19 protein-coding genes, 4 tRNA genes and 1 pseudogene are annotated in these 19,091 nt (G+C 63.8%); 1 reads left to right on the forward strand and 23 read right to left on the reverse strand.

From position 1 onward, the window contains the following. Position 1: 1 nt before the first annotated feature. The 20 genes and pseudogenes from rpoB to trpE form a co-directional block, all read right to left on the reverse strand. Positions 2 to 4,126: a DNA-directed RNA polymerase subunit beta gene (gene rpoB / locus QF040_RS21445; protein WP_429612724.1), complete on the reverse strand. Its 4,125-nt coding sequence runs from the start codon at positions 4,124 to 4,126 to the stop codon at positions 2 to 4. A 303-nt stretch (positions 4,127 to 4,429) separates the two neighbouring features. Then, entirely contained in the window at positions 4,430 to 4,807 is a 378-nt protein-coding gene (gene rplL, locus QF040_RS21450; protein ID WP_013539108.1) for a 50S ribosomal protein L7/L12, read from the reverse strand. A 43-nt stretch (positions 4,808 to 4,850) separates the two neighbouring features. Beyond that, a complete protein-coding gene (gene rplJ, locus QF040_RS21455) occupies positions 4,851 to 5,387 on the reverse strand; it encodes a 50S ribosomal protein L10 (protein WP_013539107.1) in 537 nt (178 codons plus the stop codon). A 246-nt stretch (positions 5,388 to 5,633) separates the two neighbouring features. Beyond that, positions 5,634 to 6,332: a 50S ribosomal protein L1 gene (gene rplA, locus QF040_RS21460; RefSeq protein ID WP_013539106.1), complete on the reverse strand. Its 699-nt coding sequence runs from the start codon at positions 6,330 to 6,332 to the stop codon at positions 5,634 to 5,636. Beyond that, positions 6,333 to 6,764 carry a 50S ribosomal protein L11 gene (gene rplK / locus QF040_RS21465; RefSeq protein WP_013539105.1) on the reverse strand — a complete coding sequence of 144 codons (432 nt, stop codon included), beginning with the start codon at positions 6,762 to 6,764 and terminating at the stop codon, positions 6,333 to 6,335. A 135-nt stretch (positions 6,765 to 6,899) separates the two neighbouring features. Then, positions 6,900 to 7,511 carry a transcription termination/antitermination protein NusG gene (nusG, locus tag QF040_RS21470; RefSeq protein ID WP_013539104.1) on the reverse strand — a complete coding sequence of 204 codons (612 nt, stop codon included), beginning with the start codon at positions 7,509 to 7,511 and terminating at the stop codon, positions 6,900 to 6,902. After that, positions 7,512 to 7,895 (reverse strand): preprotein translocase subunit SecE, encoded by a 384-nt coding sequence (gene secE / locus QF040_RS21475; protein WP_007831049.1) that lies wholly within the window; start codon positions 7,893 to 7,895, stop codon positions 7,512 to 7,514. 103 nt (positions 7,896 to 7,998) lie between these two features. Then, positions 7,999 to 8,074: transfer RNA gene (locus tag QF040_RS21480), tRNA-Trp, on the reverse strand. A gap of 21 nt (positions 8,075 to 8,095) precedes the next feature. Continuing rightward, positions 8,096 to 9,289, reverse strand: a complete 1,194-nt coding sequence (tuf, locus tag QF040_RS21485; RefSeq protein WP_013539103.1) for an elongation factor Tu — start codon at positions 9,287 to 9,289, stop codon at positions 8,096 to 8,098. A 73-nt stretch (positions 9,290 to 9,362) separates the two neighbouring features. After that, positions 9,363 to 9,437: transfer RNA gene (locus tag QF040_RS21490), tRNA-Thr, on the reverse strand. Between the two features lie 40 nt (positions 9,438 to 9,477). Beyond that, positions 9,478 to 9,551 (reverse strand) — tRNA-Gly (locus QF040_RS21495). Positions 9,552 to 9,616: 65 nt separating this feature from the next. Beyond that, positions 9,617 to 9,702: transfer RNA gene (locus QF040_RS21500), tRNA-Tyr, on the reverse strand. 107 nt (positions 9,703 to 9,809) lie between these two features. Further along, positions 9,810 to 10,517: a uracil-DNA glycosylase gene (locus QF040_RS21505; RefSeq protein WP_429612725.1), complete on the reverse strand. Its 708-nt coding sequence runs from the start codon at positions 10,515 to 10,517 to the stop codon at positions 9,810 to 9,812. Further along, a complete protein-coding gene (trpC, locus tag QF040_RS21510; RefSeq protein ID WP_429612726.1) occupies positions 10,514 to 11,314 on the reverse strand; it encodes an indole-3-glycerol phosphate synthase TrpC in 801 nt (266 codons plus the stop codon). Before trpC ends, QF040_RS21505 begins: the two co-directional genes overlap by 4 nt. A 29-nt stretch (positions 11,315 to 11,343) precedes the next feature. Next, positions 11,344 to 12,366: an anthranilate phosphoribosyltransferase gene (gene trpD / locus QF040_RS21515; RefSeq protein WP_429612727.1), complete on the reverse strand. Its 1,023-nt coding sequence runs from the start codon at positions 12,364 to 12,366 to the stop codon at positions 11,344 to 11,346. A 27-nt stretch (positions 12,367 to 12,393) separates the two neighbouring features. Continuing rightward, complete coding sequence (locus QF040_RS21520; protein ID WP_429612728.1) at positions 12,394 to 13,050, reverse strand: LysE family translocator; 657 nt, start codon at positions 13,048 to 13,050, stop codon at positions 12,394 to 12,396. Between the two features lie 16 nt (positions 13,051 to 13,066). Further along, a complete protein-coding gene (gene ltaE / locus QF040_RS21525) occupies positions 13,067 to 14,125 on the reverse strand; it encodes a low-specificity L-threonine aldolase (RefSeq protein WP_429612729.1) in 1,059 nt (352 codons plus the stop codon). Positions 14,126 to 14,131: 6 nt separating this feature from the next. Beyond that, a complete protein-coding gene (locus QF040_RS21530; RefSeq protein ID WP_429612730.1) occupies positions 14,132 to 14,716 on the reverse strand; it encodes an aminodeoxychorismate/anthranilate synthase component II in 585 nt (194 codons plus the stop codon). Then, complete coding sequence (locus tag QF040_RS21535) at positions 14,713 to 15,105, reverse strand: GxxExxY protein (RefSeq protein WP_429612731.1); 393 nt, start codon at positions 15,103 to 15,105, stop codon at positions 14,713 to 14,715. Before QF040_RS21535 ends, QF040_RS21530 begins: the two co-directional genes overlap by 4 nt. A gap of 61 nt (positions 15,106 to 15,166) precedes the next feature. Further along, positions 15,167 to 16,670: pseudogene (trpE, locus tag QF040_RS21540) on the reverse strand (anthranilate synthase component I). A gap of 333 nt (positions 16,671 to 17,003) precedes the next feature. Between trpE and QF040_RS21545 the strand changes: the two are divergent. After that, complete coding sequence (locus tag QF040_RS21545) at positions 17,004 to 17,606, forward strand: chalcone isomerase family protein (RefSeq protein ID WP_429612732.1); 603 nt, start codon at positions 17,004 to 17,006, stop codon at positions 17,604 to 17,606. A 10-nt stretch (positions 17,607 to 17,616) separates the two neighbouring features. Here QF040_RS21545 and QF040_RS21550 read toward each other — a convergent pair whose 3' ends face one another. From QF040_RS21550 to QF040_RS21560, 3 genes are read right to left on the reverse strand one after another with little or no spacing between them, the layout of a single operon-like run. Continuing rightward, positions 17,617 to 18,309, reverse strand: coding sequence for a phosphoglycolate phosphatase (locus QF040_RS21550; RefSeq protein ID WP_429612733.1), 693 nt, complete (start codon positions 18,307 to 18,309; stop codon positions 17,617 to 17,619). Between the two features lie 45 nt (positions 18,310 to 18,354). Next, on the reverse strand, positions 18,355 to 18,531 hold the full coding sequence (locus QF040_RS21555) for a hypothetical protein (RefSeq protein WP_429612734.1): 177 nt from the start codon (positions 18,529 to 18,531) through the stop codon (positions 18,355 to 18,357). A 45-nt stretch (positions 18,532 to 18,576) separates the two neighbouring features. After that, the gene (locus QF040_RS21560; protein ID WP_013539092.1) at positions 18,577 to 19,077 is read right to left on the reverse strand and encodes an Lrp/AsnC family transcriptional regulator; all 501 of its coding nucleotides are present in this window, start codon (positions 19,075 to 19,077) and stop codon (positions 18,577 to 18,579) included. Between the last annotated feature and the right edge of the window lie 14 nt (positions 19,078 to 19,091).

Raw genomic sequence — 19,091 nt, forward strand, 5'->3', positions numbered from 1 at the left:
CTTAAGAACGCTCGAGCTCGATGTCGAGCCCCAGCGAACGAATTTCCTTGACCAGCACGTTGAACGATTCCGGCATGCCGGCTTCGATCGAGTGCTCGCCCTTGACGATGCTTTCGTACACCTTGGTACGGCCTTGCACGTCGTCGGACTTCACGGTCAGCATTTCCTGCAGGACGTAGGCGGCGCCGTAAGCTTCCAGCGCCCACACTTCCATTTCCCCGAAACGCTGGCCGCCGAACTGCGCCTTGCCGCCCAGCGGTTGCTGCGTGACGAGCGAGTACGGGCCGGTCGAGCGGGCGTGCATCTTGTCGTCCACCAAGTGGTGCAGCTTCAAGAAGTGCATGTAGCCCACGGTGACGGGACGCTCGAACTGGTCGCCGGAGCGGCCGTCGTACAGGTAGGCCTGCGTGCGCGTATCGGTCAGGCCCTTGAGCTTGGCGATGTCGTCCGGGTAGGCGAGCTTCAGCATGCCGCGGATTTCTTCTTCCGAGGCGCCGTCGAACACCGGCGTGGCGAAGGTCGCGCCGCTTTGCAGGTTGGCCGCCATGGCGAGCACGTCGGTATCGCTGAGCTGGCTCAGGTCTTCCGGACGGCCCGAGCCGTTGTACAGCTGCTCCATGAACTTGCGCACTTCAGCCACCTTGGCCTCCTGCTGCAGCATGTCGCCGATACGTTGGCCGATGCCCTTGCCGGCCCAGCCCAGATGCACTTCGAGCACCTGGCCCACGTTCATCCGCGAAGGCACGCCCAGCGGGTTCAGGCAGATGTCGCACGGCGTGCCGTCGGCCATGTGGGGCATGTCTTCGACCGGAACGATCTTGGACACCACACCCTTGTTGCCGTGGCGGCCGGCCATCTTGTCGCCGGGTTGCAGGCGGCGCTTGACGGCCAGGTAGACCTTGACCATCTTGAGCACGCCCGCGGGCAGCTCGTCGCCCTGCGTGAGCTTCTTGCGCTTTTCTTCGAACGCGAGGTCGAAGCTGTGGCGCGTTTGCTCGAGCGAGTTCTTGATCGATTCGAGCTGGGTCGCCACTTCGTCTTCCGCCGGGCGGATGTCGAACCAGTGGAACTTCTCGACCGACGACAGGTAGGCCTTGTCGAGCTTGGTGCCCTTGGCCAGCTTGTTCGGGCCGCCGTTGGCGACCTTGCCGGTCAGGAGCTTCTCGATACGGTCGAACGCGTCGGCTTCGACGATGCGAAGCTGGTCGTTCAAATCAAGGCGGAAGCGCTTGAGTTCGTCATCGATGATCTGCTGGGCGCGCTTGTCGCGCGTGATGCCTTCGCGGGTGAACACCTGCACGTCGATCACGGTGCCTTGCGAGCCCTGATCCACACGCAGCGAGGTGTCCTTCACGTCGGAAGCCTTCTCGCCGAAGATGGCGCGAAGCAGCTTCTCTTCCGGCGTCAGCGTGGTCTCGCCCTTCGGCGTGACCTTGCCCACCAGCGTGTCGCCCGGCTGCACTTCGGCGCCGACATAAATGATGCCGGATTCGTCGAGGCGGTTGAGCTGCTGCTCGGCCAGGTTCGGGATGTCGCGCGTGATTTCTTCCGCGCCCAGCTTCGTGTCGCGAGCCATCACCACCAGTTCCTCGATGTGGATCGAGGTGTAGCGGTCTTCGGCGACGACGCGTTCGGAGATCAGGATCGAGTCTTCGAAGTTGTAGCCGTTCCAGGGCATGAACGCGATCAGCATGTTCTGGCCGAGGGCCAGCTCACCCAGATCGGTCGATGCGCCGTCGGCGATCACGTCGCCCTTGGCGATCTTGTCGCCGCGCTTGACGATCGGACGCTGGTGGATGTTGGTGTTCTGGTTCGAACGCTGATACTTGATCAGGTTGTAGATGTCCACACCGACTTCACCGGCTGCCGCTTCGGCGTCGTTCACGCGCACCACCACGCGGGTCGCATCGACGTAGTCGACGATACCGCCGCGCGAAGCCGTGACCACGGTGCCCGAGTCGACCGCGGAAACGCGCTCGATACCGGTACCGACCATCGGCTTTTCGGGGCGCAGCACGGGCACGGCCTGACGCTGCATGTTGGCGCCCATCAGCGCGCGGTTCGCATCGTCGTGCTCCAGGAACGGCACGAGCGAGGCAGCCACCGACACGATCTGCGCGGGCGACACGTCCATGTACTGGATGCGCTCGGCACCGACCAGGATCGATTCGCCGGCTTCACGCGCGGAGACCAGGTCGCCGGTCAGCACGCCGTCCTTGTCCAGGGCCGCATTGGCCTGGGCGATGACGTACTTGCCTTCTTCGATGGCCGACAGGTAGTCGATCTCGTTGGTGACCTTGCTGTCGATCACGCGGCGGTACGGCGTCTCGATGAAGCCGTATTCGTTCAGGCGGGCGTACAGGGCCAGCGAGTTGATCAGGCCGATGTTCGGGCCTTCGGGCGTTTCGATCGGGCAGACGCGGCCGTAGTGGGTCACGTGCACGTCGCGCACTTCGAAGCCTGCACGCTCACGCGTCAGACCACCCGGGCCAAGGGCCGACACGCGGCGCTTGTGGGTGATTTCGGACAGCGGGTTCGTCTGGTCCATGAACTGCGACAGCTGCGAGGCACCGAAGAATTCCTTCAGCGCGGCCGAGATCGGCTTGCTGTTGATCAGGTCGTGCGGCATCAGCGGCTCTTGCTCCGCTTGACCCAGACGTTCCTTCACGGCCTTCTCGATACGTGCCAGGCCGGTGCGGTACTGGTTTTCGGCCAGTTCGCCGACGCAACGCACGCGGCGGTTGCCCAGGTGGTCGATATCGTCGACTTCGCCGTTGCCGTTGCGCAGGTCAACGAGGATCTTGACCACGGCCAGGATGTCTTCGTTGGTCAGCACCATCGGACCGGTCGATTCGTCGCGGCCGACCTTGGCGTTGAACTTCATGCGACCCACGCGCGACAGGTCGTACGTGTCCGGGTTGTAGAAGAGGCGCTGGAAGAGGGCCTGCACCGCGTCTTCCGTCGGCGGCTCGCCGGGGCGCATCATGCGGTAGATGGCCACGCGGGCTGCGAACTCGTCGACGGTTTCGTCGATGCGCAGGGTCTGCGAGATGTACGCGCCCTGGTCCAGTTCGTTCGTGTAGATGACCTGGATGTCCTGCACGCCGGCCGTGCGCAGCTTTTTCAGCAGTGCTTCGGTCAGTTCATCGTTGGCCTTGGCCAGGATTTCACCCGAGTCGGCGTCCACGATGTTGCGGGCGATGACACGGCCGACCAGGAAGTCTTCCGGCACGCTGATGTGCGTGGTGCCCGACTGCTCCAGCTCGCGCGTGTGGCGCGCGGTGACGCGCTTGTCCTTGGCGACCACGACCTTGCCCGACTTGTCGGTGATGTCGAAGCGCGCGACTTCGCCGCGCAGGCGCTCGGAGACAAACTCCATCTGCGCGCCGCTGTCCATCAGGCGGAAGTTGTCGTTCACGAAGAAGTTCGCGAGGATCGATTCCGGGTTCAGGCCGATGGCCTTCAGCAGGATCGTGACCGGCATCTTGCGGCGACGGTCCACGCGGAAGTACAGCATGTCCTTCGGATCGAATTCGAAGTCGAGCCACGAGCCGCGGTAAGGAATCACGCGGGCCGAGAACAGGAGCTTGCCCGAGCTGTGCGTCTTGCCCTTGTCGTGCTCGAAGAACACGCCGGGCGAACGGTGCAGCTGCGACACGATCACGCGCTCGGTGCCGTTGATGATGAACGAACCCTTTTCGGTCATGAGCGGCACTTCGCCCATGTAGACCTCTTGTTCCTTCACTTCCTTGACCACCTTGGACTGCGACGTCGACGACTCGCGGTCATAGATGATGAGCTGGACCTTGGCGCGCACGGCCGAGGCGAAGGTCAGACCGCGGGTCTGGCACTCACGCACGTCGAAAGCCGGCTTCGCGAGGTTGTACTCGAGGAACTTCATCTCGACAAAACCGTTGTGCGAGACGATCGGGAACGCGGCGTCGAACGCGGCCTGCAGGCCTTCGACGGTGCGTTGTTTGGGGGCGATGCCGGCTTGCAGGAACGCGGTGTACGCGTCTTTCTGCATCTGCAGCAGGTAGGGGATTTCGACGACGCTGTCGCGGTTACCGAAACTTTTTCGGATGCGCTTGCGTTCGGTGTAACTGTACGCGGACGATTGGGCCATGAGAGCTCCGGAGCTTGAGATCTTCAGCGACTTGTCAGCAATGCCGGGACGAACGGCACCACTGCTTGGCGGCTGGCCACTACCAGCCGTTGGCGGACAGCGATGCGTTGCACATCGCCCGAACCAAGGGGTCTTCTGCAGTCGGGGTCAGAAGACACTCAAAAATCGTCTTGATGCCGGCTTTTCCGTCGACCTTGATGGTCTCCGGGAAAGCCGGCATCAAGCCGGCTTTTGGGTGCGCTCTGAAAGCGGCAAAGGCTGGAGGGCCTTTTCAGGCGCCTCCAGCCCTCTAGGGGGTCTGAATTACTTCAGTTCCACCTTGGCGCCGGCTTCTTCCAGCTTCTTCTTGGCGGCTTCAGCGTCAGCCTTGGACAGGGCTTCCTTGACAGCCTTGGGAGCGGCTTCCACCAGGTCCTTGGCTTCCTTGAGGCCCAGGCCGGTGATTTCGCGCACGGCCTTGATGACCGACACCTTGTTCGCGCCGACATCGGCCAGCACGACGTTGAATTCGGTCTGCTCTTCCACTGCTGCAGCAGCGGCACCACCACCAGCGCCGGCCGGAGCGGCCATTGCTGCGGCGCTCACGCCGAACTTCTCTTCGATGGCCTTGACCAGGTCGTTGAGTTCCAGGACCGTCATGCTGTCGAGCGCGGTCAGAAATGCGTCTTTATCGAATGCCATTTTTGTTTCCTAACAATTGGGTTGAATACTTCAAACGCAAGGCTCAAGCAGCCTGCGCTTCTGCCGGTGCTTCGGCGACGGGTGCAGCTTCGCCTTCGCCACGCTTCGCAGCCAGCGCCGCGAGAACGCGTGCCGTGCGGGAAACGGGGGATTGCATCAAGCCCAGCAATTGGGACAGCAGCACTTCCTTGGAAGGGATGCTGGCCAGCTGCTTCACGCCGTTGACGTCCAGGGCCTTGCCGCCAAACGCGCCACCGCGAATCACCAACTTGTCGTTGGTCTTCGCGAAGTCGGCCACCACCTTGGCGGCGGCCACTGCGTCTTCGGAAAAGCCGTAGATCAGCGGACCGGTCATCTGGTCACCGACGACTTCGAATGCGCTACCAGCGACAGCACGGCGTGCCAGCGTGTTCTTCAACACGCTGAGGGTCACACCCTTGCTGCGAGCTTCGCTGCGCAGTTTGGTCATATCGGCAACCGTGATGCCACGGTATTCCGCCATCACGAGCGTTTGAGCTTTAGCGGCGAGGCTGGTCACATCACTGATGACCGCTTCTTTCTCACTGCGATTCAGACTCAAGGTCTACTCCTTTTAATGCGACCTTCGGCCGGGGCCTCGGATCGCGCTTCATGCAGCGACCAACTGTTCGGAACAAAAATCAAATTCCTCGCAGCGGGATCGCCATCTGCGCTGGGTACCGGAAGGATCGATCCGGCCATTAAGTGCAGCGCCCTGCACACCAGCGGTCTTGGATGGCTCACGGCAACCGAAGCTGCCGCGACCCACCACATTCGCCCTGCTCCTTTCGGAGCCGGGCCAATCTCTTTAGCTCGCCGAGATGGTTTGCGTGTCCACGCGGACACCCAGACCCATGGTCGACGACACAGCCACCTTGCGCAGGTACACGCCCTTGCTGGTCGCCGGCTTGGCCTTGACCAGAGCGTCGATCAGCGCGGCGAGGTTGCCCTGCAGCTTGTCGTTGTCGAACGAGCGACGGCCGATCGTGCCGTGCACGATGCCGGCCTTGTCGACGCGGAACTGAACCTGGCCAGCCTTGGCGTTCTTCACTGCCGTGGCGACGTCAGGGGTCACGGTGCCAACCTTGGGGTTGGGCATCAGGCCGCGCGGGCCGAGGATCTGGCCGAGCGTACCGACGACGCGCATGGCATCGGGGGCAGCGATCACGACGTCGAAAGGCATGTCGCCAGCCTTGACCATCGCAGCAAGGTCGTCCATGCCGACGATGTCGGCGCCGGCAGCCTTGGCTTCTTCAGCCTTGGCGCCTTGGGCGAACACAGCCACGCGCTTGGTCTTGCCGGTACCGTTGGGCAGCACGACGGCGCCACGAACGACCTGGTCCGACTTCTTCGCGTCGATGCCCAGTTGCACGGCCACGTCGATCGATTCGTCGAACTTGGCGGTGGCGGCGTCCTTGACGATGACGATCGCGTCAGCCAGCGGGTACAGCTTGTTGCTGTCGACCTTGCCTTCGAGCGCTTTTTGCTTCTTGGTGATCTTGGACATTTACACGCCCTCCACATTCACGCCCATCGAGCGGGCAGTACCGGCGATGGTGCGAACCGCGGCGTCCATGTCGGCGGCCGTCAGATCCTTCATCTTGGTCTTGGCGATTTCTTCGAGCTGAGCGCGCGTGATCTTGCCGACCTTGTCCAGGTGCGGGCGGGCCGAACCCTTGTCCAGCTTGATCGCCTTCTTGATCAGCACGCCAGCGGGCGGCGACTTGATGATGAAGGTGAAGCTCTTGTCGGCGAACGCGGTGATGACCACCGGCAGCGCCAGACCCGGCTCGTAGCTCTGCGTCTGCGCATTGAACGCCTTGCAGAACTCCATGATGTTCAAACCACGCTGGCCCAGTGCGGGACCGATCGGTGGTGATGGGTTGGCCTTGCCAGCTGGCACTTGCAGCTTGACGAAGCCGACGATTTTTTTCGCCATTTTTTGCTCCTTGCGGGTGATATCGCCTTGGCTTTCGCCGTGGCTCCCCGGGGTTTAACGACTCTTCTGCTCAAGGCCGCGCGCCGAGTCGGATAGCGCGCAGCCGGAAATGGTTCAGGCCTCTCGGCCCAAGGCTCAGGTCTTCTCGACCTGGCTGAATTCGAGTTCAACGGGCGTGGAGCGGCCGAAAATCATGACCGACACGCTGACCTTGCTCTTCTCGTAATTGACGTCTTCCACCGTGCCATTGAAGTCGGTGAATGGGCCTTCCTTGACGCGCACGAATTCGCCGACGGTGAACTCGACCTTGTGGCGCGGCTTCTCGGTGCCCTGCTGCATCTGGCTGACGATGTCCTCGACCTCTTTCTGCGAGATCGGGGCGGGACGGTTCTTGGCGCCGCCCACGAAGCCGGTCACCTTGTTGGTGTGTTTCACCAGGTGCCAGCTCTCGTCGTCCATGATCATTTCGACCAGCACGTAACCCGGGAAGAAGCGGCGCTCGGTGGTGCGCTTCTGGCCGTTCTTGATCTCGACCACTTCTTCGGTTGGGACCAGGATGCGGCCGAACTTGTCTTGCATGCCGGCGCGGTTGATGCGCTCGGTGATGTTGCGCTCGACGGCCTTCTCCATGCCCGAATAGGCATGCACCACGTACCAACGCAGATCGGGGTTGGCGGCGGGAGCCAGCACGGAGGTGTTTTCTTCCTCGGGTGCGCTCGGCGTGGTTTCAACTACGTCGTCGGTCATTTATTTTCTCCAGCCCAGAATGAGGTCGAAAAACACCCATTCGAGCGTCTTGTCGGTGAGCCAGAGGAAGACGGACATGATCGCCACGAAGGCGAACACATAGGCCGTCATCTGCATCGCTTCCTTGCGGGTCGGCCAGACGACCTTCTTGACCTCGCGCCACGAGTCGCGGCCGAAGGCCCACAACTGACGGCCATTCTCCGAACTGCCGAAGGCGCCCACGGCCGCGGCCAAGCCGACCAGCAGCGCAGCCCATTGCACCAGCGAGCCTTGGCGCGACAGCAGGTAGAACGCCACGATGGCGCCCACTGCCAGCACCACGGCCGCGGCCAATTTGGCCTTGTCGGCGCCCGTGCTCACGGTTTCGATTTGAGAAGTGGCCATGTTCGGCTGATTTCCTGTGGTCTTTCGACCTTCAATTCAATGCGCCTCTTGAGACGCCGAAGCCCATCGGGTCACGATGGGCTTTTTCGGAGTGCCACCTAGGTGGCAGGGGCAGTAGGAATCGAACCTACAACCTTCGGTTTTGGAGACCGACGCTCTGCCAATTGAGCTATACCCCTCCGGTACTCTTTTCGCTCGGCTTAGATGTCGAGGATCTTTGCCACGACGCCCGAACCCACGGTACGGCCGCCTTCACGGATGGCGAAGCGCAGGCCTTCTTCCATCGCGATCGGGTTGATCAGCTTGACGGTGATGCTGACGTTGTCGCCAGGCATGACCATTTCCTTGTCCTTGGGCAACTCGATCGCGCCGGTCACGTCCGTCGTGCGGAAGTAGAACTGCGGGCGGTAATTGTTGAAGAACGGCGTGTGACGGCCACCTTCGTCCTTGGACAGCACATACACCTCGGCGGTGAAGTGCACGTGCGGCTTGATCGAGCCGGGCTTGCACAGCACTTGGCCGCGCTCGACTTCTTCGCGCTTGGTGCCGCGCAGCAGCACGCCGACGTTGTCGCCAGCTTGGCCCTGGTCCAGCAGCTTGCGGAACATTTCCACGCCGGTGCAGGTGGTCTTGACGGTCGGGCGGATGCCGACGATCTCGATTTCTTCACCGACCTTGATCACGCCGCGCTCGACAGCGCCGGTCACCACAGTGCCGCGACCCGAGATCGAGAACACGTCTTCCACGGGCATCAGGAACGTGCCGTCCACGGCGCGCTCGGGCGTCGGGATGTACGTGTCCAGCGCTTCAGCCAGCTTCATGATGGCTTCTTCGCCCAGCTTGCCCTTGTCGCCTTCCAGGGCGAGCTTGGCCGAGCCGTGGATGATGGGGGTGTCGTCGCCAGGGAATTCGTACTTGTCCAGCAGCTCGCGCACTTCCATTTCGACCAGCTCGAGCAGCTCGGCGTCGTCGACCATGTCGCACTTGTTCAGGAAAACGATGATGTAGCCCACGCCCACCTGGCGAGCCAGCAGGATGTGTTCACGGGTCTGGGGCATCGGGCCGTCAGCGGCCGAGCACACCAGGATGGCGCCGTCCATCTGAGCGGCGCCGGTGATCATGTTCTTCACATAGTCGGCGTGGCCGGGGCAGTCGACGTGTGCGTAATGGCGGTTGGCCGTTTCGTACTCGACGTGCGCGGTGTTGATCGTGATGCCGCGAGCCTTTTCTTCGGGCGCTGCGTCGATCTGGTCGTAAGCCTTGGCTTCGCCACCGAACTTGGCCGACAGAACGGTTGCAATCGCAGCCGTCAGCGTCGTCTTGCCGTGGTCAACGTGACCGATCGTGCCCACGTTCACGTGCGGCTTGGTGCGGGTGAATTTACCTTTTGCCATTTTTCGACTCCGAAAAAAACGATTTCAACGTATGCAGATGGGTTGCAAACCTGCCGTTGCAACCCCCAGAAACTGGTGCCCTTTGCGGGAATCGGACCCGCGACCTCTCCCTTACCAAGGGAGTGCTCTACCACTGAGCCAAAAGGGCTTTTGTCTAACCAATCGCTTCCGGCGTCGAACCGGGTCTCTGGAGCGGGAGACGGGAATCGAACCCGCGTCATCAGCTTGGAAGGCTGGGGTTCTACCATTGAACTACTCCCGCATCGGGGGCACTTCAAGGCACCCAAAGCGCTAGATCCAATCGCTCTTAGAAACCAAATTCATCGCTGGTGGAGAGGGCTGGATTCGAACCAGCGTACTCGTAAGAGGGCAGATTTACAGTCTGCTGCCATTAACCACTCGGCCACCTCTCCGGCGAACCTCGAAATATAGCACGGTTTTGTGACTACACAGAACTCCCAGCACCAAGAAGAAGCGAGAGAACTGCCCGAGGCATGAACTGCGCGGATTATCCGCGAATTCAGCCGCCTCCCTGATGCGCCTCCCGCCAAGCACGCGCTTCGCCGAAATGACCACATCCGATGAACGGCACCGGCGGGCGCAAGGCAGAAAGTGGCGACGGATGATTCGACATCAGCACCTTGTGGCGCCCAACGTCGATCAACGCGCGCTTACTTTGCGCATGCGAACCCCACAGCATAAAAACAACAGGTTTTGCGCCGTCCGATACATGTCGGATGACAGCATCGGTCAGCACTTCCCACCCCCGCCCTGAATGGCTCGCCGGCTGGGCTTCTTCCACCGTGAGGCAGGTGTTGAGCAGCAGCACGCCATGCGTCGCCCACTTCACCAGGCTGCCACCTGGATTCGGAAACTGCGGCGGCGCCGTGCCAAGGTCGCGCTGAAGCTCCTTGAAGATGTTGCGCAGTGACGGCGGCAGCGCGACGCCGGGCGCCACCGAGAACGCGAGTCCTTCGGCCTGTCCGCGCCCGTGGTACGGGTCCTGGCCCAGGATCACGACTCGCACGTCTTCAGGCGGCGTCAATTCCAGTGCCCGCAGCGGTTGCGGCGGAAAGATCACGGCATGCGCATCGAGACGCTCACGCAGGAAGCCGAGCAGTTTCTGTCCCACGACGCCCGCAAAAAAATCGCCGACCAACGGCTGCCAGCCCGGCGCCACAGGCCAGTCGGCAGGATCGCTGCTCGACAGCTGATCCGGCCGGTTCATTCGAACAACGCAGCGAGGGCCTCGCCGGGTTCCTTGGCGCGCATGAACGCTTCGCCGACCAGGAACGCGTTGACGCCCGCCGCACGCAGCGTGGCAACGTCTTCACGCGTGCCGATGCCCGATTCGGTCACCGGCAACCGATCGGTCGGAAGCCGCGGCAGCAGATCGATCGTGGCCTGGATCGACACCTCGAAGTTGCGCAGATTGCGGTTATTGACCCCGATGAGCGGCGTCTTGAGCTTCAGCGCGCGATCGAGTTCGGCCGCATCGTGCACCTCCACCAGCACCGCCATGCCGAGCCCGCGCGCGATGGCTTCGTAGTCCTTCATCTGCGCGTCGTCGAGGCACGCGGCGATCAGCAGGATGGCATCGGCGCCCATCGCACGCGACTCGTACACCTGGTATGCGTCGATGATGAAGTCCTTGCGCAGCACCGGCAGGTCGCACGAGGCGCGGGCCTGCTTGAGATAGTCCACGCCGCCCTGGAAGAACTGCTTGTCCGTCAGCACCGAGAGGCACGCCGCGCTGACCTTGCCATCGCCCTCGGCGTAGCTCTGCGCGATGTCCGCTGGAATGAAGTCTTCGCGCAGCACGCCCTTGCTCGGGCTGGCTTTCTTGACTTCGGCGATCACGGCGGCCTGGCCCGCAGCGATCTTGGCGCGCAGGGCGGCTTCGAAATCGCGCGTGAGTACGCGGCTTTCGGCGTCGAAGCGAACGGCTTCGAGCGGCGCGCGCTTCAGCGCCGCCGCCACTTCCTGGCGCTTGACGGCAACGATCTTGTCGAGGATGTCGGACATGGCTTGTGATGCTTTCTTTTTTCAGAGGCTCAGACGGTCGCGGAGGCCTTGACCAGCTCGGCGAGCTTGGCTTTCGCCGCGCCCGACACGATGGCTTCGCGCGAGCGTTGGACGCCCGCGGCCACCGAGTCGACCACGTTGGCCGCATACAGCGCCGCGCCGGCATTCAGCAGCACGATGTCGAGCGCCGGGCCGGCCTGATTGTCGAGCACCCCCAGCAGCATCGCCTTCGACTGCTCGGGCGTTTCCACACGCAGCGCGCGGTTGCTCGACATCGCGAAGCCGAAGTCCTCGGGGTGCAGCTCGTACTCGCGGATCTCGCCGTTCTTGAGCTCACCCACCAGCGTGGCGGCGCCCAGCGAAATTTCGTCCATGCCGTCGCGCCCGTAGACCACGAGCGCGTGCTCGGTGCCCAGGCGCTGCAGCGCGCGCACCTGGATGCCCACGAGGTCGGGGTGGAACACGCCCATCAGGATGTTCGGCGCGCCCGCGGGATTGGTCAGCGGCCCGAGGATGTTGAAGATGGTCTTGATGCCCAATTCCTTGCGCACCGGAGCGACGTTCTTCATCGCCGGATGGTGGTTGGGCGCGAACATGAAACCGATGCCGCACTGCTCGATGGAGCGCGCGATCTGCTCGGGCTTCAGGTTGATGTTGATGCCCAGCGACTCCAGCACGTCGGCACTGCCCGACTTGCTCGACACGCTGCGCCCGCCGTGCTTGCTCACCTTCGCGCCGCCCGCGGCCGCGACGAACATCGAGCAGGTCGAGATGTTGAAGGTGTGCGAGCCGTCGCCGCCGGTGCCCACGATGTCCACGAGGTTCGTGGTGTCGATCACGGGCACCTTGGTCGACACTTCGCGCATCACCTGCGCGGCGGCGGTGATCTCGCCGATGGTTTCCTTCTTCACGCGCAGGCCGGTGATCAGCGCGGCCATCATCACGGGCGAGCATTCGCCGCTCATGATGAGCCGCACGATGTGCAGCATCTCGTCGTGGAAGACCTCGCGGTGCTCGATGGTGCGCTGCAGCGCTTCCTGGGGGGTGATCATGGGAAGTCTCCTGGTGTCTGTCTGTGGTCAGTGGCCGACACGAACGGCCGGTGCGTCGGTGAACGCGAGCTTGAGGCCGAAGCCGATGAAGAGAACGCCGGCCGCGCGGTCGAGCCAGTGCATGCCCCTCTGCACAGCGCCACGGCGCGCCATCCAGCCGGCCGCCACGGCCCATCCCACGTTGACGGGGATGGCGTTGAGATTGAACAGCACGCCCAGCAGCACGAAGTACAGCGCCTTGTCGTCAGCGCCGGGTGCAATGAACTGCGGCACGAAGGCCAGGAAGAACAACGCCACCTTGGGGTTGAGCACATTCGTCCAGAAGCCGCCGAGGAAGATCGCCTTGAGGCCGCGTTCCCCGCCTGCTGCGGCCCTGCCGAGATCTGCAGGCGGCGCTGGTCGCGACAGCACCATGCGCACGCCGAGGTACAGCAGGTAGGCCGCACCGATGTACTTGAGCACCGTGAAGGCCGCCGCCGATGTCGCCATCAGCGTGCCGACGCCGACCGCCGCCGCGAAGATGTGGACGAAGCAGCCGGCGGTGATGCCCAGTCCCGCCACGATGCCGGCGCGCACGCCGGAGCGCAGCGAGTTCGTCACGACGTAGAGCACGTCGGGCCCGGGCGTGAGGTTCAGCAGCCAGCCGGCGGCGATGAAGGCGAGCAGATGGGGAAGATCAGGCATCGCGTCCTCGCAGGCTTCAGGACTTGAAGAACGCGCGGATCGCGGCAACCGCCCGGTCCACACCCGCCGCGTCGACATCCAGGTGCGTCACGAAGCGCAGGCGATAGAGGCCCGTCGCGAGGATGCCCTGGCCGTTGAGGCTCGCGAGCAGTTCCGACGAACGCGCCTGCGCGGCGCCCGTGAGATCGACGAACACGATGTTCGTGTGCGGCGCTTCGACAGTCAGGCCTTCAATGCCTTCGAGCCCCTGCGCGAGGCGCTGGGCCAGCGCGTGGTCGTCAGCGAGCCGATCGACATGATGATCGAGCGCATGCGACGCAGCCGCAGCCAGCAGCCCCGCCTGACGCATGCCGCCGCCCGCCATCTTGCGGATGCGGTGCGCCCGCGCGATGAACTCGCGCGAACCGACCAGCGCCGAGCCGACGGGCGCGCCCAGTCCCTTGCTGAAGCAGACCGACACGCTGTCGAAGCACTGCGCGATGCGCCGGGCTTCGGCGCGGATGTCGCTGCGCTTGTTCAGCGCGGCCTGCGCTGTCGCCGCGTTGAAGAGGCGTGCGCCGTCGAGGTGCCGCTGCAGGCCCTTGCTCTTGGCGAGATCCGTTGCGGCCTGCACATACTCGAACGGCAGCAACTTGCCGCCCAGCGTGTTCTCCAGCGCCAGCAGCTTCGTGCGCGCAAAGTGCGCGTCGTCAGGCTTGATCGCCGCCTCGATCTGCGCGAGCGGCAGCGTGCCGTCGGGTGCGTGGTCGAGAGGCTGCGGCTGCACGCTGCCGAACACCGCGGCGCCGCCGCCTTCCCAGCGATAGCAGTGCGCCTGCTGGCCGACGATGTACTCATCGCCGCGGCCGCAGTGCGACAGGATCGCGCAGAGATTGCTCTGCGTGCCGGTCGGCACGAACAGCGCCGCCTCGAAACCCAGCAGCGCGGCGATCTTTTCCTGCAGCGCGTTGACAGTCGGGTCGGTGCCGAAGACGTCATCGCCGAGCGGCGCGGCCATCATGGCTTCGCGCATGACAGCGGTGGGTTGGGTGACGGTGTCGCTGCGCAGGTCGACGACGGAAGTGCGTTCGGTCATGGTGGGTCAGTCCAGGAAGTTCTTGAGCATGGCGTGGCCGTGCTCGGTGAGGATCGATTCGGGGTGGAACTGCACGCCTTCGATGCGCACGTCATGCGCAAATCCGGTGTGCCGCACGCCCATGATCTCGCCGTCTTCGGTCCACGCGGTGACAGCCAATTCCTTCGGGCAGCTTTCGCGCTCGATCGAGAGCGAGTGGTAGCGGTTGACGATGAACTTCTCGGGCAGCCCCGCGAACACGCCCTCTTGCGTCGTCGTGATCTCGCTGGTCTTGCCATGCATCAGTTGCTGCGCCCGAATGATCTTGCCGCCGAACGCCGCGCCGATGGCCTGGTGGCCGAGGCACACGCCAAGAATCGGCAGCTTGCCCGCGAAGGCTTCGATGGCCGCCACCGAGACGCCCGCTTCCGCCGGAGAACACGGCCCCGGCGACACCACGAGCCGCGTCACGCCGGAGGCGATCAGTTCGCCGATCTGCGCGACGGTGATCTCGTCGTTGCGATGCACCTGCACATCCGCACCCAGCTCGCCGAAGTACTGGACGATGTTGTAGGTGAAGCTGTCGTAGTTGTCGATCATCAGCAGTTTCATGGCTTGCTCACAATCCGGTGCACGCCCTTGACGACGGGGAACACGTTGAAGTTGATGAGAAGGCCCAGCTTGAGGCCCGAGAGACGCAGTGCCGCGAGCACTTGGGCGCGGTGCAGGTCGGTCAGCACATCGACCGCCTTGAGCTCGACGATGACCGACTGCTCGATCACGAAACCCGCGCGGTACACCTCGCCGAGCGAGCGGCCCTTGTAAGCGGCCGACAGCGCCACGTCGCGCGTGAAGCCAATCTCGCGTTCGGCCAGTTCGATGGCCAGCGCCGCGGCGTAGGCGCCTTCATCGAGCCCCGTACCGAGCACGCGCTGTACTTCGACGGCCGCACCAATGATCTCGTGCGAGAAGTCGTTCTGAATATCGGGTGCGGAATTCATCGTATTACCTCCGTGCTGCGCACTGCGGTGCGAGCTTGCTTGGGGCGGCCCGGCGCTGCGCTCATTCCAAACCTTCCTCGACCAGTTCGGCGGCACGCAGGAGTGCGCGCGCCTTGGCCTCTGTTTCTTTCCATTCCAGCTCGGGCACCGAGTCGGCGACCACGCCGGCCGCGGCCTGCACGTGCAGCATCTGGTCCTTCACGATGCCGGTACGGATCGCGATCGCCACGTCCATGTCGCCCGCATAGCTGATGTAGCCGCAGGCGCCGCCGTAGAGGCCGCGCTTGGTGGGCTCGAGCTGGTCGATGAGTTCCATCGCATGCACCTTTGGGCGCGCCGGTCAGCGTGCCGGCCGGGAAGGTGGCCTTGAGCACGTCGATGGCGGTCATGCCGTCCTTCAGCGTGCCTTCGACGTTGCTCACGATGTGCATCACATGGCTGTAGCGCTCCACCGCGAAGGCCTCGGTCACCTTCACGGTGCCGGTCTTGGCGATGCGGCCGATGTCGTTGCGCGCGAGATCGATCAGCATCACATGCTCGGCGCGCTCCTTCGGGTCGTTGATCAGTTCTTCCTCGGCCGCCTTGTCGAGTTCGAGCGAGGCGCCGCGCGGGCGCGTGCCGGCCAGCGGGCGAATGGTGATCTTCTGCTCGCCATCGCCCGTGTTCTCCTGGCGCACCAGGATCTCTGGCGACGCCCCCACCACATGGAAGTCACCCAGGTGGTAGTAGTACATGTAGGGCGACGGGTTCAGCGACCGCAGCGCGCGGTACAGCGACAGCGGCGACTCGGTGTAGCGCTTGCTGATGCGCTGGCCGACCTGCACCTGCATGAAGTCGCCGGCGGCGATCATTTCCTTGGCGCGCTCCACGGCCGCGAGATAGTCGGCCTTGGCGAAGCTGCGCTCGGGCGGATGCGCCTGCGTGGGCTTCACGATGGGCGCGCTGACCGAGTACTTGAGCTTCTCCTTGAGTTCGCGCAGGCGCCGCTTGCCATTGGCATAGGCCTCGGGCTGCTTCGGGTCGGCGTAGACGATGAGATAGAGCTTGCCCGAGAGGTTGTCGATGACGGCGAGCTCTTCGCACTGCAGCAGCAGGATGTCGGGGCAGCCGAGCGTGTCGGGCGGGCAGCTCTTCTCGAGCTTGCGCTCGATGTGGCGCACCGTGTCGTAGCCGAAGTAGCCGGCGAGGCCGCCGCAGAAGCGCGGCAGGCCCGGCCTGAGCGCCACCTTGAAGCGCTTCTGGTAGTCGGCGATGAAGTCGAGTGGATTGCCGGCGGCGGTTTCGACCACCTGCCCGTCGGTCACCACTTCGGTCACGGCATCGGCGCCGAAACCGCTGGCGCGCAGCAAGGTACGTGCGGGCAGGCCGATGAAGCTGTAGCGCCCGAAGCGCTCGCCGCCCACGACCGATTCGAGCAGGAAGCTGTGCTTGCCGCCGCCCTGCGAGTGGGCGAGCTTGAGGTAAAGGGAAAGAGGCGTTTCGAGGTCGGCAAAGGCCTCGGCCATCAGCGGGATACGGTTGTAGCCCTGGGCGCTGAGGCTCTTGAATTCAAGTTCGGTGATCACGGATTCGTTCTCCAATTGCCGGCCGACGCTTCTTCGGTCGGTGGCAAGGTCATTCACTGGTGGCCCGGAGTCGAGGGGATCGATCCGGCGCCGCGGGCGCACGGCGTGCGCCGTGCAATCAAACAGTCAGCGAAGTATGGCTACGCCAGGGCCAGGCTCCCCGGCTGCCTTCACCTGTTTGATTGATGTGATGAACGAACATGGAAGCGGGAGTTTAGCCCACGAAAACGGCCGATTGAGCAATAAAGCCGGTTTCAGGGTTCCCCCGAAGCCTTGGCGTTAACACGAAAAGATACATTCGCACGACCGTTCGCAAATTCAAGGAGGCTCCACTTGCCCGCACTCTCGATCCCCAAGGTGTTCTCGCGTCTCGCCCTGCTGGCCTGCCTGGCGTCGGCGCTCGGCGCCTCGGCTGCGCAAGTGGATGTCGCCGGCGTCAAGCTGGAAGACCACCTCGACCTGCGCGGCACCCCGCTGCAGCTCAACGGCGCGGGCGTTCGCTTCAAGGCGATCTTCAAGGTCTACACGGCCGGCCTGTATGTCGGCAAGAAGGTGTCCACTCCCGAAGAGGCGCTGGCCGCCCCCGGCCCCAAGCGCGTGGCGATCACGATGCTGCGCGACATCGACGCCAACGAACTGGGCAAGCTCTTCACCAAGGGTGTGGAAGAGAACTCGCCGAAGAGCGAAATGGTCAACCTCATTCCGGGCCTGCTGCGCATGGGCCAGATGTTCGCGGACCAGAAGCAGTTGAAGACCGGCGACACCTTCACCATCGACTGGCTGCCCGGCACCGGCACGGTGATCACGGTGCGCGGCGTGCCGCAGCCCGATCCGGTGAAGGAGCCGGCCTTCTTCAACGCGCTGCTGCGCATCTGGCTCGGCCCGAGCCCCGCGGACTGGAAGCTGAAGGACGCACTGCTCGGCAAGACCTCCTAGCCGCCGGAGGCTAGAGATCGGCCAGCGAATCCACGAAGCCGTCCGCATCCACGCCGCGCACCGGCTCGCCGTGGTTGTAGCCGTAGGTCACGAGCACGACCGGGCAACCGGCGGCCCTTGCGGCGCGCGCATCGTTGCTCGAGTCGCCGACCATCAACGTGCGCGCCGGCACCGTGCCCAGCGCCTCGCAGGTCTTCAACAGCGGCAGCGGATCGGGCTTCTTGCGCTCGAAGGCATCGCCGCCGAACACCAGCTCGAAAAAGCCATCCAGACCTTTCGCGGCCAGCAGCGGTCTGGCGAACGAGGTCGGCTTGTTGGTGAGGCAGGCCAGCCGCAAGCCCCGCGCGCGCAACGCCTCCAGCCCCGCGATCACCCCCGGGTACAGCGCCGAGTGCTGGCCGTTGATCGCCAGGTAGTGGTGCTGGTAGCGGTCCCAGGCGCGCTCGAAGAGCGCCTGTGCCCTGGCCTGGATATCGACCGCCCCGGCTGGCGTCATCACATGCACGAGCGCCGAGTGAATCAGGTGCTCGGACCCCTTGCCCACCATCCGTTCGATGGCGGCGGGCGCCACCGGCGGCAGGTCGAGGTCGCGCAGCATGCGGTTCAGGGATTCGGCGAAATCGCCAAGCGTGTCGACCATGGTGCCGTCGAGGTCGACGATGGCGGCATCGAAATGAATGAGGTCGAGGCTGGTGGAGTTCAAAGCAGACAAGCAGAGTTCAAAAAGTTGCCCGGTACTTTACTGGCCTCAAAAAGAACCGCAGGGCAAGCGAGTGAAATCATGGTCGGGATGCGCACTGTTCCAACTGCACGCCTCCCCATTCAAAACGCCGCCGATATCAAACAGGACACTGCCCCAGACCGTGATGTGAAGCAAAGATCCGGCAAGCTGAACAACGTCGAGCCCAGCGATGAAGAGGCGCACGGTGCGATCCTGCCACTCCTCGCATCGGGCGTGAGACCCACAACCTCACTCCCACCGCTTTTGCGTCGCGATGATGCCCAGCGGATATCCACGCCGTCCCATCGAGTGGCGAAGGACGATCCGGCTGGCGAAGCGTTCGATGCCGATGTCTTCTTCCAGCATCTTGTCCATCACCGCCTGGAAGTAGCCGATGCCCGGCGCCACGATCTTCAGCAGGTAGTCGTAGCCGCCGCTGACGTTGTAGCACTCGACGATTTCCTCGTACTTCGCGGCGGCCTCCTCGAACTTGCGGAAATCGTGCGGGCGGTGACTGCCGATGGTGACCTCCGAGAACACGATGACGTGGTCGCCCAGCTTTTCCAGCGCGATGTCGGCGCCGTAGCCGCGGATCAGCCCGGTCTCCTGCAGCCGCTTGGTGCGCAGCAGGCACGGGCTCGGGCTCAGGCCCACAGACTCGGCCAGGTCGACGTTCGAGCAGCGCCCCTCGCGCTGAAGATGCACAAGGATCTTGAGGTCGAACCGGTCGAAGGAAACTGCGGATCTCATCGCGCCATCGTACG

Origin of the sequence: Variovorax sp. W2I14, assembly GCF_050435205.1 — a bacterium.
In the GTDB taxonomy this organism is placed as follows: domain Bacteria; phylum Pseudomonadota; class Gammaproteobacteria; order Burkholderiales; family Burkholderiaceae_C; genus Variovorax; species Variovorax paradoxus_C.